Source organism: Pseudomonas gregormendelii, from assembly GCF_017114825.1.
Taxonomy (GTDB): domain Bacteria; phylum Pseudomonadota; class Gammaproteobacteria; order Pseudomonadales; family Pseudomonadaceae; genus Aquipseudomonas; species Aquipseudomonas gregormendelii.
In genome coordinates, this window is the sequence record NZ_JADEVO010000016.1 from 16,127 (window position 1) to 30,728 (window position 14,602).

The window sequence follows — 14,602 nt, forward strand, 5'->3', positions numbered from 1 at the left end:
GTGGGAATATATACATCCCGACCGCGTGAAGCAAGTTCACAAGCCTCTTTTTCGAGACTAAATCTTGCAATCTCGCTGGTTAAATCTCTTGGCAAATCATGGATCTACAGCGCAATACTCGAGCAGCAGATGCAGTCGCGCGCTGGCGAGGGAGACCTGCAACGGTTCCAATGTGTGCTCCACCCCCGGCTGATTGCGCCGAAAAGCACCGGCTCGGCTTAAATTGCATAGTAGCTGTTTACGAAACACCGGTGTAGGACTTACCACTCACTATTGATGTACTGAGTACTGAGATTATTTTCTGGCGTCATTATTGAGTCGATCGTCCATTCGTCACAACTCCACAAACCGCCTTGCTCTTTCAAAGAGCACTGCTAACGTGTTATCACGCCGCGCGATTTGGTTAAGTCGTCATCTCGAAGATGGTAACTATCATTAGCCGCCATGTTGGCGTGTTGTCTATGACAACTCGATGCTATGCAACTGTTTAGCGCTCGGTTCTTCGATTGTTTGATTTGCACGTATTACTGCCAAACGTATTGGTATTATCAGACTGCGCCAGCCATATCGCCTTCCCTCTGATTCGACGCCACCTTCCGAGCCACACTGATCAGGGTCTCGCCATGAATTCCTCGCTGCAGGCTCCAACCGACAAGCTCGAAAGCGTTCAAATGCTGCGCGCTATCGCAGCACTCGCCGTGGTGTTTTTTCATATTCCGTTGTTTCGCAATGGCGACTGGGGCGTTGATATCTTTTTTGTCATCAGCGGTTTTATCATGGCCATGGTCACCGCTAAATCAGGCAGCCACTTTTTTATTAAAAGAATTATCCGTGTCGTTCCGTTGTATTGGCTCGGCACCCTCGGTGTATTCGCAGTTGCCTTGTTGTTGCCGAGCTTGCTCGACAACACTACGGCCGATGGCGTCGGGCTGCTTAAATCGCTGTTCTTCATTCCGTATCAGAAATGCGAGTACGTTCAGCCGCTGTTGTACTTGGGCTGGACTCTGAACTACGAAATGTTCTTTTATGCCTTGTTCGCCACGTCCATGGCCATCAGCCACCGTTATCGCCTGCTCATTTGCTCGGCCCTGCTTCTGGCATTAGTGGTGGCGGGCCACCTGGTGGCGTTTGACGCGCTAGTGGCCCAGTTCTACACACAGCAGATCCTCGCCGAGTTCGTCCTTGGCATGGGCTGCTACGCTTTCTACGCCCGCACCGCCACGTGGCGTGCCGACGGCACGACTAACGGCGCGCGCACTGTGCTCATCCTGATCGGCCTGGCTGCTCTGGTGTACATGCCCTTTGCCGTTGACTTGACCCACTGGCTGGGACGCGGGCTGGCCTGGGGTATCCCGGCTGCAGTTGTATTTCTCACACTGGTGCACGGGTTGGCGGGGCTGAATTTGCCTGGGTGGGTGGTATTGATCGGCGATGCCAGTTACTCCCTGTATCTATTCCACCCGTACGTACTGAAGGTCTTCAACAAGGTATTCCATGTTTTCGACGAGCCTGGCGCCCTCGCCTATCTGATGACGCCCGTAAGTATCGCTCTGTGCTGCATCGTGGCAATCGGTATTTACCGCCTGGTGGAGCTTCCAATGACCCATTGGCTGCGGGTCATGTTAATCGACAGAAGGAAGCTGCCCAGCCAACCGCCGGTCTTGCCCATGGGGACGGTGGGCCATAAAAGCGGCGTGGAAGGCTGATACGCTCAACCACCGCACTTTCCCGAAGCAAAAAAAAACCCGTAACTCACTGAGTCACGGGTTTTTTAATAGTGGAGGCCGAGGTCGGAATCGAACCGGCGTAGGTGGATTTGCAATCCACTGCATAACCATTTTGCTACTCGGCCTCAAAACATTTGGTGTCGTGTAGCGCAACATCAAATGTGTACAAACTTGGAGCGGGAAACGAGACTCGAACTCGCGACCCCGACCTTGGCAAGGTCGTGCTCTACCAACTGAGCTATTCCCGCGTCTTGGTGTGGCGCATTCTATAGAATCCAGAAGCCCCGTCAACCCCTTGATTCAAAAAAGTTTTATTTCTTTTCAACCTCGGTCTTCAGATGTGGCCAGGCAGCCCGCAGGTACTGGACCATCGACCACAAAGTCAGGCCGGCAGATATCAGCAACAGCGCGTAACCCACCAGCACCCAGAAGGTGAAATCCGATGGATTGGCCAGCAGGATCACCAGCGCGAGCATTTGCGCGGCGGTTTTCCATTTGCCCAGGTTCGACACCGCCACATGAGCGCGGGCGCCGAGTTCAGCCATCCACTCGCGCAATGCCGAAACGACAATTTCACGACCGATGATCACGGCTGCTGGCAGCGTGAGCCACAGGTTGCCATGCTCTTGCACCAGCAGCACCAGCGCGACAGCAACCATCAGCTTGTCGGCCACGGGATCGAGAAACGCCCCGAACGGTGTGCTTTGCTCCAGACGGCGGGCCAGATACCCGTCCAGCCAGTCCGTCGCGGCGGCAAATGCGAACACCGACGCGGAGGCCATATAGCTCCACTGGTAAGGCAGGTAGAACAGCAAAATAAAGATCGGGATGAGCAGGACGCGTAGAACGGTAATCAGATTAGGGATATTCATCGGCACAACTGGCTACGAGGTGAGGTGGCATTCTACTCGCTGTGCAGATTTGCATAAATCAACTCTGCGAGCTTTTTACTGATTCCGGGTGCTTTGGCGATCTCTTCGATGCTGGCACGAGACAGCTCCTGCAATCCACCAAAATGTTTCAACAAATCACGACGACGGGTTGGCCCGACTCCGGCTACGCCTTCCAGCGTAGACGTCCGACGGGTTTTACCACGACGGGCACGGTGACCGGTAATAGCAAACCGGTGGGCTTCGTCGCGAATCTGCTGGATAAGGTGCAGCGCGGGGGAATCGCCGCGCAGGGTGAACTCATGGGCGGCGTCGTTGAGGTACAGGGTTTCAAACCCTGCCTTGCGGGTTGCGCCCTTGGCCACGCCCAACAGGATAAGGTCCGGCACCGCCAGTTCATTGAGCACGTCCCGGGCCATGGAGAGCTGGCCCTTGCCCCCGTCCACCAGCAGGATGTCCGGCAGCTTGCCGTCCCCGTCCTTCAGCTTGCTGAAGCGCCGGGTCAGGGCCTGGTGCATGGCCGCGTAGTCATCGCCTGCAGTCACGCCTTCAATGTTGTAGCGTCGGTAATCGGACTTGATCGGCCCTTCGGGGCCGAACACCACGCAAGACGCCACGGTCGCTTCGCCGCTGGAGTGGCTGATGTCGTAGCACTCCAGGCGTTGCGGCGGCTCGTCCAGGTTCAGTACTTCTGCCAAGGCATCGAAACGTGCTGCAACATGTTGCCGGTTGGCCAGCCGTGCGCCCAGGGCCTGTTCGGCATTGGTCACCGCTAATTGCTGCCAGCGCGCTCGGGTGCCACGCACCCGATGACTGATGGACAACTCACGACCACGCAGCTCTTCAATGGCGGCGATCAATGTCGGAAAGTCTTCGTGAACCACGTTGACGATCAATTCGCTGGGCAAGTCGCGTTCGGGACTGCTGATAAAGTAGTGCCCGAGAAAAGCAGCCATGACTTCTGAAACGTCTTCGTCGATACCCACCTGCGGAAAGAAATTCTTGCTGCCCAGGACCCGGCCTCCGCGCACGCTGATCAGGTGCACGCAAGCACCGCCCGGGTTGACGAACGCGGCGATGACATCCACGTCGCCGGTACCGCCTTCCATGCTCTGCTGGTCCTGAACCCGGCGCAGCAGGGAGATCTGGTCGCGCAGCTCAGCCGCGCGCTCGAATTCGAGATTGATCGCGGCTTCTTCCATGCCCGCGGACAATTCATCGGTCAACGCATTGCTGCGCCCCTCCAGGAACATGACCGAGTGCCTGACGTCTTCGGCATACACATCGGGCTCCACCAGGCCGACACACGGTGCCTTGCAGCGCTTGATCTGGTACTGCAGGCACGGTCGCGTGCGGTTCTTGTAGTAGCTGTCTTCACACTGGCGAACAAAAAAGGTCTTCTGCAGCAAACTCAGGCTTTCGCGGATGGCGCCGGCACTGGGGTAAGGACCGAAGTACTTGCCCTTGGCTTTTTTTGCGCCGCGATGAATGCTGAGCCTTGGAAACTGGCCATCCGAAAGGAACACATACGGATAGGACTTATCGTCGCGCATCAGGATGTTGTAGGGCGGTCGCCATTCCTTGATCAACGTCTGCTCGAGCAACAGCGCCTCGGTTTCGTTGGCCGTGATGGTCGTCTCGACCTGGGCAATACGCGCTACCAGCGCGGCCGTCTTTGGTGCGAGCCCGGACTTGCGAAAGTAGCTCGACAGCCGACTCTTGAGGTTCTTGGCTTTGCCGACGTAGAGCAGGCGCGCATCGCTGTCGAACATGCGATAGACACCGGGGCGCCCACTGACCGTGGACAGAAAAGCGCTGGGATCGAAAGTTTCAGTCATTTCAGAGGCTGGCATCGACCATGCCGTGACGAACCGCCAACAGCGTCAACTCGACGTCACTGCTGATCGAAAGCTTTTCGAAAATGCGGTATCGGTAGGTGTTGACGGTTTTCGGGGACAGGCACAATTTATCGGAGATGATCTGCACCTTCTGGCACCCGACAATCATCAGCGCAATCTGGATTTCCCGCTCGGACAAGGCGTCGAACGGTGAATCGCTGGTGGGCTGGAACGATTTGATCGCCAGTTGCTGGGCAATTTGCGGACTGATGTAGCGCTGCCCGGCAAACACCAGGCGGATGGCCTGGACCATTTCCGGCAGCCCGGCACCCTTAGTCAGGTACCCCGCCGCCCCGGCCTGCAACAACCGGGTAGGGAACGGATCTTCCTCGCACACGGTCACCGCGACCACCTTGATGTCGGGATGGCTGCGCAACAGCTTGCGCGTGGCTTCAAGGCCGCCGATACCTGGCATCTTGACGTCCATGAGGACCACATCGGGTTTCAACTCGCGCGCCTTGAGCAGGGACTCTTCCCCTGACTCGGCCTGGCCGACTACTTGCAGGCCATCGATGTCAGCCAGCATTCGTGTAATGCCTGTACGAACGAGATCATGGTCATCGACTACTAGCACCCTAATCAAGCAGACACCTCACGCAATGGTCTTATTGGTTGCCGGACACCTTAGCAAAAAGCGACTCCCAGACCTAGCGCCAAGCGCCAACTAAAAAGTTTCAATTCGTCTTGGGAGGCTTGTCGTCTGCGCGTTTCAGCGAATCCTGCGACCGCGCGCAATTTCTGATTGAAACCGCCTGCCCGCCTCTAGTAAGCTCCCTGCATCCATCGGAGACAGACCATGACAAACACCCTTTCACAGCTTCGGACCGCCAGCGCCCTGCGCTCGGTTGCGGCTGCCCGGGTGAATGACGCCTGCGCTCCGGTCAGCTTTTATTTTGGGTATTGGTTTAGCCACTGGCGCGCCTGATACCCACACGGCGCCCACTTGAAACGGGTCGCCACCAGAGATTTCTCAACCCCCGGTCGGCCTCCCGACCGGGGGTTTTGTTTTTTCAGCTCCACACATTTTTTAGCGTCATACCAGACACCACGAGGATTACCCAATGAACTACGCCACTTATTACCGTTACGACATTTTTACCGCCTGGCGATTTACCAGCCTCCGCTCGGGACAGCCTGCCGCCTCCGATCGGTCACCCACAGGTGGCAAGCACACACACGCAGCCAATCCGGCTAATTGTCGAACACCCCAGTAGGGCCGAGCGCGCGGGAACGAACCCGCCCCTCGTCCAGGAAGCCTGAATATGAACTCGTCCGTCTCCGCCATGCCGCTGTCCACCCTGAGCCCTGCCAACGAAGCGCTGACACTGCGCCTGCCGAGCTCATTGCAACTCAAACAGCAATTGCCCCTCAGCAACACCCTGACGCAGCAAGTCGCCGCCCATCGCGACGCCGTCCGGGCGATCCTCAACGGTGAAGACTCCCGTTTGCTGGTGATCGTCGGTCCCTGCTCGATCCATGACCCGCAATCGGCCCTCGAATACGCCGCCCACCTTGCACGCCTCGCCACGGAAGTCAGTGACGAGATGCTGCTGGTCATGCGCGCCTACGTCGAAAAACCACGTACGACCGTTGGCTGGAAAGGCCTGGCCTACGATCCGGAACTGGATGGCAGCGACGACATGGCCGGCGGCCTGGCGCTGTCGCGGGAATTGATGCGCGAAATGCTTCGGCTCGGTTTGCCGGTCGCCACCGAGTTGCTGCAACCGATGGCGGCAGGCTACTTCGAAGACCTGCTGAGCTGGGTGGCCATAGGCGCGCGGACCACTGAGTCGCAGATACACCGGGAAATGGCCAGCGGCCTGAGCATGCCGGTCGGTTTCAAGAACGGCACCGATGGCGGCGTCGGCGTCGCCAGCGACGCGATGCGCTCAGCCGCCCACCCGCACCGCCATTTCGGCGTTGACAGCCAGGGGCACCCGGCAATCATCCAGACCCCGGGCAATCCGGACACTCATCTGGTGTTGCGTGGGGGCCATAGCGGCCCGAATTACGATCGCACCAGCGTGGCCCAGGTGAACAGTGACCTCAGTCGCTTGAAGATCCCGACCCGGATCATGGTCGACTGCAGCCACGCTAACAGCGCCAAGGATCCGCTACGGCAACCGGCGGTGTTCAATGATGTGCTCGAACAACGCCTGCAAGGCGACCGCTCGCTGATTGGCATGATGATCGAAAGCCATTTGTTCGAAGGCTGCCAGCCACTGGGCGCGTCCCTGCGTTATGGCGTGTCGGTCACGGATGGGTGCCTGGGCTGGAGTGCAACCGAGCAATTGCTGCGCGAGGCGGCGCAAAAGCTGCGTAGGAGCTGAGTAGGAGCTGACGAGTGAAACGAGGCTGCGATCTTTTGACCCTGCGTCTTTACATGCCCACACACCCATTTTCGCCGTAACGAATCTGACCACAGCTCCGAACCGGCGGACTGCCTGCGCAAGGCCGCCTCATAGAACCGATGGAACTTTGAGAAGAATTGGGCCACTGAATCCGGTAGGCTCACCACTTTACTGAACATTGATTGGAGTTTTTCCCATGCCTAAAGCTACTGCCCGTCACATCCTCGTTGCCAGCGAAGCCAAGTGCAACGAACTGAAAACCCAGATCGAGGGCGGCGCAGACTTCGCCGAAGTCGCCAAAGCCAACTCCACTTGCCCTTCCAGCCGCCAGGGTGGCGACCTCGGTTCGTTCGGCCCGGGCCAGATGGTCAAGGAATTTGACACTGTAGTGTTCAGCGCGCCGATCAACACGGTGCAAGGCCCGGTCAAGACCCAGTTTGGCTATCACCTGCTGGAAGTGACCAGCCGCCAGGACTGATCAGTCCGCGCAGCTTTCACCACGACGGCCCGCCCTTTGGTGGGCCGTTGTGTATGGGACGATCAATTCGGCTGGCGAGGGATGCGCCGCTAGCGTACAAATTACGGTTATCGACCGCCCGGCTCTAAGGCTGACAATGCGACTGGCTTTCCCTACTGTGCTATTCACTGCCGTGGCCCTGTTGTTTGGCGCCGCCGGTGTGAATGCAGCACCGCAACATGCACTGACCGTGTACGGCGAACCCGCCAAGTATCCTGCCGGCTTCAGCCACTTTGCCTACACCAATCCCCTGGCCCCAAAGGGCGGCACCTTGCGCCGTTCGGCGGTCGAGATCGGTCACTTCGACCACATGCTGCCGTACATCGACAAAGGCATCGGTGTCACGCAGATCGACGGCATGCTCTACTCGCCCCTGGCCCAGCGCTCGATGGACGAGCCCTACACCGTGTATGGCCTGGTAGCGCAACAAATGGAACGCTCTGATGACGGCCTGTCCCTGCGTTTCTACCTGAACCCGAAAGCGCGTTTCGCCGATGGCACGCCAATCACTGCCGAAGACGTGCGCTATACCTTCGACCTGCTGATGACCCAGGGCAGCCTGCGCTATCGCAGCCAGTTCGCCGACGTCAAAGGGGTGGAGATCGAATCGCCGCTGACGGTTCGGTTCGATTTCAAGAGTAACGAGAACCGCACCCTGCCCCTGGACATCGCTACCCTGCCGGTATTCCCCGAGCACTGGTGGAAGACTCGCGACTTCGCTGCTGGTGGCGGCTACGAGGCACCACTGGGCAGCGGCCCCTACAGGGTCGGCAAAGTCGATTCCGGGCGCAGCATCACGTTCGAGCGCAACCCCGACTGGTGGGGCAAGGACTTGCCGGTGAGCCGTGGGCTGTACAATTTCGACCATTTCAGCATCGAGTATTTTGGTGATACCGACGTGGCGCGGCAGGTGCTGCGCGGCGGCGCCTATGACTACAACCGCGAGTTCTCCGCCACGGGTTACTCCATTGGTTATGACAGCCCCGCCCTGCGCGACGGCCGATTGCAAAAAGCCCACCTGGCTACCCAGGCACCGCAACCGAGCCAGGGTTTCGTGTTCAATTTGCAAAACCCGATGTTCCAGGATCGGCGCACGCGCCAGGCATTGGCCATGCTCTGGGATTTCGAATGGAGCAACCGGCAGATGATGCGCAACCTGTACATACGCCAGCAGAGCTTCTTTTCCAACACCGAACTCGCCGCCCGGCATCTGCCGGACGCTGCGGAACTGGCGATACTCGAGCCGTTGCGCGGGCAGATACCCGACGAGGTGTTCACCCAGGTGTTCGAAGCGCCGAAAACCGATGGCAGCGGAGTCATCCGCGACAAACAGTTGCAGGCCCTGGAGCTGCTTGAACAGGCCGGCTGGAAACCCGAGGGCGATCAATTGGTGAATGCTGAAGGCAAGCCGCTGAGCTTCACCTTCCTTGTCAGCCAGAACGGCATTGACCGCTTGCTGCTGCCTTACAAGCGCACGCTGAAGCAGATCGGCATCGACTTGAACATCCGCCGCATCGATGCCTCCCAGTACGTCAACCGCCTCATGAGCCGTGACTACGACATGATCGTCACCGGTTACCCGGTCACTACGTCACCCGGTGGCGAGCTGCTCAACTATTTCGGCTCGGCCTCGGCCAACGACCCGGGCGCCAACAACTACATGGTGCTCAAGAACCCTGCGGTGGACAGTTTGGTGAACGGCCTGATCCGCGCCTCGACCCAGGCCGACATGCTGCGCTACGCCCACGCCCTGGACCGGGTACTGCAGTGGAACTACTACTGGATCCCCAACTACTATCCGCCGGGCACTTCCACCGTCTGGTGGAACCGTTTCGGCATGCCCAACGAGCAGGCGAGCAATGACGAAGCCATCGAAAGCTGGTGGGAAATGAGCACCACGCCCCTGACCAACCAACAGATGACCGCCGAGCGCATCAGCCGCAGCAAACCCGGAGGGCCTCATTGATGTGGGCTTATACGTTACGGCGTCTGCTGCTGATCATTCCAACCCTGGTGATCATCCTGCTGGTCAACTTCGTCATCGTTCAGGCCGCACCTGGCGGTCCGGTCGAACAGGCCATCGCGCACCTGCAAGGCATCGGCGGTGCGAGTGTCGGCGGCGGTTCCGGCGATGCACCGTCGGGCAGTTCCCGGGCCAGTCGCGGGCTCGACCCGCAATTGATCAAGGAAATTGAAAAACAGTACGGTTTCGACAAACCGGCCCATGAGCGGCTGTGGCTGATGCTCACCAGCTATGCGCGACTGGACTTCGGCAAGAGCTTTTTCCGCGGCGCCACGGTCACCGACCTGATCCTGGAGAAGATGCCGGTCACCATCTCCCTGGGCCTTTGGGCCACGCTGATCACCTACCTGGTGTCGATCCCGCTGGGCATCCGCAAGGCGGTGCACCACGGCAGCCCATTCGATATCTGGAGCAGCACCGCGATCATCATCGGCTATGCGATGCCGGCGTTCCTGTTCGCGATGTTCCTGATCGTCGTGTTCGCCGGTGGCACCTCACTGAACTGGTTTCCGGTGCGGGGCCTGGTCTCTGACAACTTCGAATCGCTGTCCACCGTGGGCAAGATCGCCGACTACTTCTGGCACCTGGTGCTACCGGTCACGGCGCTGGTCATTGGCGGGTTCGCCACCCTGACCATCCTGACCAAAAACTCCTTTCTCAACGAAATCACCCGCCAATACGTGGTCACCGCACGCGCCAAGGGCATGAGCGAACGCCGGGTGCTGTACGGCCATGTGTTTCGCAACGCCATGCTGCTGGTGGTTTCGGGCATTCCCCAGGCGTTCATCAGCGTGTTCTTCGCCGGCTCGCTGCTGATCGAGGTGATCTTCTCCCTTGATGGCCTGGGCCGCATGAGTTACGAAGCCGCCGTCTCGCGGGACTACCCGGTGGTCTTCGGCTCCCTGTTCATCTTCACGCTGTTTGGCCTGCTGATTAAACTGATTGGCGACCTCTGCTACACCCTGGTCGACCCCCGTATCGACTTCGCCGCGAGGAACGCCTGATGTTCAAGCTCTCGCCGCTGGGTCGTCGGCGCTTCGAACGCTTTCGCAAAAATCGTCGCGGCTGGTGGTCGTTATGGCTGTTCATCGGTCTGTTCCTGCTGACCCTGGGCGGCGAACTGATCGCCAATGACAAACCACTGGTGGTCAGTTACCAGGGCGAACTGTATTTCCCGGCCTTCAAGCGCCACACCGAGCAGGAGTTCGGTGGGCAGCTGCCGTTTCAGGCCGATTACCGCAGCGAATATGTGCAGAAACTGATTAAAAAAGATGGCGGCTGGATGCTGTTCCCGCCCATTCCCTTCAGCGCGGACACCCCTAATTACGACCTGAGCAAACCCGCCCCCAGCCCGCCTTCGAGCGAGAACTGGCTGGGCACTGACGACCAGGCTCGCGATGTGTTGGCCCGGGTGATTTTCGGTGCGCGGGTGTCGATTCTGTTCGCCCTGATGTTGACCGTGGTCAGTGCGCTCATCGGCATTGCCGCCGGCGCCTTGCAAGGCTATTACGGCGGTTGGGTAGACTTGCTCGGTCAGCGCTTGCTGGAGGTGTGGTCCGGGTTGCCGGTGCTGTACCTGCTGATCATTCTCTCGGGGTTCGTCGAGCCCAATTTCTGGTGGCTGCTGGGGATCATGGCGCTGTTCTCCTGGCTGGCCCTGGTGGACGTGGTGCGTGCCGAGTTCCTGCGCGGGCGCAACCTCGAATACGTCAAGGCTGCGCGAGCGCTGGGGCTGACCGATCGAAAGGTGATCGTGCGGCACATCTTGCCTAACGCCATGAATGCGACTTTGAGCTATCTGCCGTTTATCCTGACCGGCGCGATTTCCACGCTGACGGCCCTGGACTTCCTCGGTTTTGGCATGCCCGCCGGGAGTGCATCCCTGGGCGAACTGATTGGCCAGGGCAAACAGAACCTGCAGGCACCCTGGCTTGGGCTGACGGCGTTTTTCACCCTGGCACTGATTCTTTCCTTGCTGGTTTTTATCGGTGAGGCATTGCGCGATGCTTTTGATCCGCGATCTTGAATGACGGACCGTTGATATGAGTAACCTGATCGAAATCCGTGACCTCTGCGTGGCCTTCAGCGGCCAGACCGTGGTGCGCAATCTGTGCCTGGACATTCGCCCCGGCGAATGCCTGGCACTGGTAGGCGAGTCCGGCTCCGGCAAATCGGTGACCGCGCATTCGATCCTGCAACTGCTGCCCGAGACCGGCACCGAGACCACCGGCAGCATCCGCTATCATGGCAAAGAGCTGCTCGGCGCCGACCCCAAGGTGCTGCGCGAATTGCGCGGCAACCGGATAGCGATGATCTTCCAGGAGCCGATGACGTCGCTCAACCCCCTGCACAGCATCGAGAAGCAGATCGGCGAAGCGCTCCTGCTGCACAAGGGCCTGACCGGCAAACCGGCCCAGGCACGTATCCTCGAGTTGCTGCACCTGGTGGGCATTCAAAAACCTGCGGAGCGGCTCAAGGCCTACCCGCATCAACTGTCCGGGGGGCAACGGCAACGGGTCATGATCGCCATGGCCCTGGCCTGCGAACCGCAGCTGCTGATCGCTGACGAGCCCACCACCGCGCTCGACGTCACGGTGCAGCGCAAGATTCTGCTACTGCTCAAATCCCTGCAGCAGCGCCTGGGCATGTCCCTGTTGCTGATCAGCCACGATTTGAACCTGGTGCGCAGCATCGCCCAGCGCGTGTGCGTGATGAAGGCCGGGGAGATCGTCGAACAGGCGCCCTGCGAAACCCTGTTCAACGAACCGAAACACCCCTACAGCTGCGTCTTGTTGAATGCCGAGCCGGAAGGCGAAGCATTGCCCCGGGACGAGCGCGAGAATGTGCTGGAAGTCGATGACTTGAACGTCAAGTTCCTGCTCGGTAGCGGGCTGTTCCAGCGCAAGACCTACCTGCACGCCGTCGATGGCATCAGCTTGAACATCCAGCGCGGCAAGACCCTTGGCATAGTCGGCGAGTCCGGTTCGGGCAAGTCGACATTGGGCCAGGCGATCCTGCGCCTGCTCGACTCCGAAGGCAGCATCCGCTTTCAGGGCGCGGCGCTGGACGGTCTCACGCAAAAACAGCTAAGGCCATGGCGCAAGAAAATGCAGGTGGTGTTCCAGGACCCCTTCGGCAGCCTGAGCCCTCGCATGTCGGTGGCGCAGATCATCAGCGAAGGTCTCGAAGTGCACAGCCAACTGAGCGCTGATGAATGCCAGGCCGAGGTGATCCGGGCGCTGGAAGAAGTCGGCCTGGACCCGCAAAGTCGCCATCGTTATCCCCACGAGTTCTCAGGCGGCCAGCGCCAACGCATCGCCATTGCCCGGGCGCTTGTGCTGAAACCGGCGCTGATCCTGCTCGACGAGCCGACCTCGGCACTGGATCGTACCGTGCAAAAACAAGTGGTCGCCCTGCTGCGTCAGCTCCAGGAAAAACATGGCCTGACGTACCTGTTCATCAGCCACGACCTGGCCGTGGTTCGCGCGCTGGCCCACGATATGATCGTGATCAAGGACGGCAAGGTGGTGGAACGCGGGGCCAGCCATGAGGTGTTCGATTCACCGCAGCATCCGTATACCAAGGAGTTGCTGGCCGCAGCGCTGCTTGGCGGGCCCCCATCATGAACACCACCGAAAGCCTCAAGGACTACCAGCGCGTGCGCCTGCTGGCGATCCGCTCGCTGTTCGAAATCATCGAGCAATCGAGCGAAGGCACGGTCATCGTCGACCGCGATGCCAACATCGTCTGGATGAACGAGCGCTACGCCCGCCGCTTTGGCCTGGAATCGGCTGAAGTGGCTATCGGCAAGCCATGCGAAAGCGTGATCCCCGGCAGTCTGCTGCGCGAGGTGGTGCGCACCGGCCGGCCGATCCTGCTCGACATGCAGGACACCCCCAAGGAGCCCCTGGTGGTCATGCGCCTGCCTATCCATGACGATACCGGTGTGGTGATCGGCGCCATCGGCTTTGCGCTGTTCGACGAGTTACGCAGCCTCTCGCCCATGCTCAAGCGCTACATGAGCATGCAAGAGGAACTGGCCTCGACCCGCTCGTTGCTGCGGGCACGCCAGAGCAAGTACAACTTTGCCCACTTTATTGGCACCAGCACCGCGACCCTCGAAGTCAAGCGCCGTGCCCGACGCGGTGCCAGCGCCGATTCTCCGGTGTTGCTGCTCGGCGAAACCGGCACCGGCAAGGAACTGCTCGCCCAGGCGATCCACGGCGCGTCACCCCGGGCCCACAAAGCCTTTGTCAGCATCAACAGCGCGGCCATCCCCGAAGCACTGCTGGAAGCCGAATTCTTCGGCACCGCTCCCGGTGCGTTTACCGGCGCAGACCGCAAGGGTCGCATCGGCAAGCTGCAATTGGCGCAAGGAGGCACGCTGTTCCTCGACGAGATAGGCGACATGCCCCTGCCCCTGCAGAGCAAGTTGCTGCGCGTGCTTCAGGAGAAGGAGTTCGAGCCCGTGGGCTCCAACGAAATGATCCAGAGCGATGTGCGCGTCATCGCGGCGACTTCCACGGACCTGGAAGCGGCGATCAAGCGCGGCGAGTTTCGTGCCGACCTGTATTACCGCCTCAATGTCTTGCCGATCAATGTGCCGCCGTTGCGTGATCGCCCAGGCGACCTGCCAGCCCTGAGCGAGGCGATCCTTGAAGAGCTGCGCAGCCAGCATGAACTCAACCAAGAGGCCCTGGCGCTGTTGGCGCAACACGCTTGGCCGGGCAACATTCGTGAATTGCGCAATGTGCTGGAGCGGGCGGCATTGCTCAGTGATGATCTGATCCTCGACGCCCAGGAAATACGGGCGGCAATCGGCACGTTGACCCCGGTGGAGCGTGCGGCGCCACCGGTGATCGTGACAGCTGCGCATGAGACGTTCAGCCAGGCGCGGGAGCGTTTTGATCGACAACTGATTGAATCAGCCCTGGCGCAATGTAGCGGCAAGGTCATTGATGCGGCAGTACTGCTGGGGTTGGGGCGGTCGACGTTGTACAAGAAGATGGTCGCTTTGGGGATTGCCGAGTCTCCAATATGAGACATGGGTCTCTATTGGTAGATAGACTCTCATCGCGGGCACGCCTTGCTCCAACAGGTGCGAGGCCTAGCACAACTGTTGCAGTCTTCAGGGTTCTGCAGGAGCAAGGCTTCCCCTGGATGGCTCCCCCCAGCCGAAGCAATTCTCAAATCCGA

Annotated in this window: 11 protein-coding genes and 2 tRNA genes; 8 read left to right on the plus strand and 5 right to left on the minus strand. The window is 59.6% G+C overall.

The genetic code is table 11. The features are described from left to right. Nucleotides 1-623: 623 nt before the first annotated feature. The gene (locus IMW75_RS13015; protein WP_205892834.1) at nucleotides 624-1,706 is read left to right on the plus strand and encodes an acyltransferase family protein; all 1,083 of its coding nucleotides are present in this window, start codon (nucleotides 624-626) and stop codon (nucleotides 1,704-1,706) included. Between the two features lie 72 nt (nucleotides 1,707-1,778). On the opposite strand, the gene IMW75_RS13020 is transcribed toward IMW75_RS13015, so the two are convergent. The 5 genes from IMW75_RS13020 to gacA form a co-directional block, all read right to left on the minus strand. Next, a tRNA-Cys gene (locus IMW75_RS13020) sits at nucleotides 1,779-1,852 on the minus strand. A 47-nt stretch (nucleotides 1,853-1,899) separates the two neighbouring features. Then, a tRNA-Gly gene (locus IMW75_RS13025) sits at nucleotides 1,900-1,975 on the minus strand. 63 nt (nucleotides 1,976-2,038) lie between these two features. Continuing rightward, a complete protein-coding gene (gene pgsA, locus IMW75_RS13030; protein ID WP_045058294.1) occupies nucleotides 2,039-2,599 on the minus strand; it encodes a CDP-diacylglycerol--glycerol-3-phosphate 3-phosphatidyltransferase in 561 nt (186 codons plus the stop codon). A 32-nt stretch (nucleotides 2,600-2,631) separates the two neighbouring features. Continuing rightward, nucleotides 2,632-4,455 carry an excinuclease ABC subunit UvrC gene (gene uvrC, locus IMW75_RS13035; protein ID WP_045058351.1) on the minus strand — a complete coding sequence of 608 codons (1,824 nt, stop codon included), beginning with the start codon at nucleotides 4,453-4,455 and terminating at the stop codon, nucleotides 2,632-2,634. 1 nt (nucleotide 4,456) lies between these two features. Next, nucleotides 4,457-5,098, minus strand: a complete 642-nt coding sequence (gacA, locus tag IMW75_RS13040; protein ID WP_082069126.1) for a response regulator transcription factor GacA — start codon at nucleotides 5,096-5,098, stop codon at nucleotides 4,457-4,459. 679 nt (nucleotides 5,099-5,777) lie between these two features. On the opposite strand from gacA, the gene IMW75_RS13045 reads away from it, so the two are divergent. The 7 genes from IMW75_RS13045 (at nucleotide 5,778) to IMW75_RS13075 (ending at nucleotide 14,447) form a co-directional block, all read left to right on the plus strand. Continuing rightward, entirely contained in the window at nucleotides 5,778-6,845 is a 1,068-nt protein-coding gene (locus IMW75_RS13045; RefSeq protein WP_205892835.1) for a 3-deoxy-7-phosphoheptulonate synthase, read from the plus strand. Between the two features lie 217 nt (nucleotides 6,846-7,062). Continuing rightward, on the plus strand, nucleotides 7,063-7,344 hold the full coding sequence (locus IMW75_RS13050) for a peptidylprolyl isomerase (protein WP_045058291.1): 282 nt from the start codon (nucleotides 7,063-7,065) through the stop codon (nucleotides 7,342-7,344). 136 nt (nucleotides 7,345-7,480) lie between these two features. Then, nucleotides 7,481-9,349 (plus strand): extracellular solute-binding protein, encoded by a 1,869-nt coding sequence (locus IMW75_RS13055; RefSeq protein ID WP_205892836.1) that lies wholly within the window; start codon nucleotides 7,481-7,483, stop codon nucleotides 9,347-9,349. Beyond that, nucleotides 9,349-10,410, plus strand: coding sequence for a microcin C ABC transporter permease YejB (locus tag IMW75_RS13060; RefSeq protein ID WP_205892837.1), 1,062 nt, complete (start codon nucleotides 9,349-9,351; stop codon nucleotides 10,408-10,410). Before IMW75_RS13055 ends, IMW75_RS13060 begins: the two co-directional genes overlap by 1 nt. Next, nucleotides 10,410-11,432 (plus strand): ABC transporter permease, encoded by a 1,023-nt coding sequence (locus IMW75_RS13065; protein WP_205892838.1) that lies wholly within the window; start codon nucleotides 10,410-10,412, stop codon nucleotides 11,430-11,432. Before IMW75_RS13060 ends, IMW75_RS13065 begins: the two co-directional genes overlap by 1 nt. 16 nt (nucleotides 11,433-11,448) lie before the next feature. Then, nucleotides 11,449-13,032 carry an ABC transporter ATP-binding protein gene (locus tag IMW75_RS13070; protein ID WP_045057560.1) on the plus strand — a complete coding sequence of 528 codons (1,584 nt, stop codon included), beginning with the start codon at nucleotides 11,449-11,451 and terminating at the stop codon, nucleotides 13,030-13,032. After that, nucleotides 13,029-14,447, plus strand: a complete 1,419-nt coding sequence (locus tag IMW75_RS13075) for a sigma-54 interaction domain-containing protein (RefSeq protein ID WP_205892839.1) — start codon at nucleotides 13,029-13,031, stop codon at nucleotides 14,445-14,447. Before IMW75_RS13070 ends, IMW75_RS13075 begins: the two co-directional genes overlap by 4 nt. Nucleotides 14,448-14,602: the final 155 nt, after the last annotated feature.

What these genes read in the sequence shown, in the direction of transcription:
- IMW75_RS13015 (WP_205892834.1), top strand. Translation starts at nt 624, where the DNA reads ATGAATTCCTCGCTGCAGGCTCCAACCGACAAGCTCGAAAGCGTTCAA.
- pgsA (WP_045058294.1), bottom strand. Translation starts at nt 2,599, where the DNA reads ATGAATATCCCTAATCTGATTACCGTTCTACGCGTCCTGCTCATCCCG.
- uvrC (WP_045058351.1), bottom strand. Translation starts at nt 4,455, where the DNA reads ATGACTGAAACTTTCGATCCCAGCGCTTTTCTGTCCACGGTCAGTGGG.
- IMW75_RS13045 (WP_205892835.1), top strand. Translation starts at nt 5,778, where the DNA reads ATGAACTCGTCCGTCTCCGCCATGCCGCTGTCCACCCTGAGCCCTGCC.
- IMW75_RS13050 (WP_045058291.1), top strand. Translation starts at nt 7,063, where the DNA reads ATGCCTAAAGCTACTGCCCGTCACATCCTCGTTGCCAGCGAAGCCAAG.
- IMW75_RS13055 (WP_205892836.1), top strand. Translation starts at nt 7,481, where the DNA reads ATGCGACTGGCTTTCCCTACTGTGCTATTCACTGCCGTGGCCCTGTTG.
- IMW75_RS13060 (WP_205892837.1), top strand. Translation starts at nt 9,349, where the DNA reads ATGTGGGCTTATACGTTACGGCGTCTGCTGCTGATCATTCCAACCCTG.
- IMW75_RS13065 (WP_205892838.1), top strand. Translation starts at nt 10,410, where the DNA reads ATGTTCAAGCTCTCGCCGCTGGGTCGTCGGCGCTTCGAACGCTTTCGC.
- IMW75_RS13070 (WP_045057560.1), top strand. Translation starts at nt 11,449, where the DNA reads ATGAGTAACCTGATCGAAATCCGTGACCTCTGCGTGGCCTTCAGCGGC.
- IMW75_RS13075 (WP_205892839.1), top strand. Translation starts at nt 13,029, where the DNA reads ATGAACACCACCGAAAGCCTCAAGGACTACCAGCGCGTGCGCCTGCTG.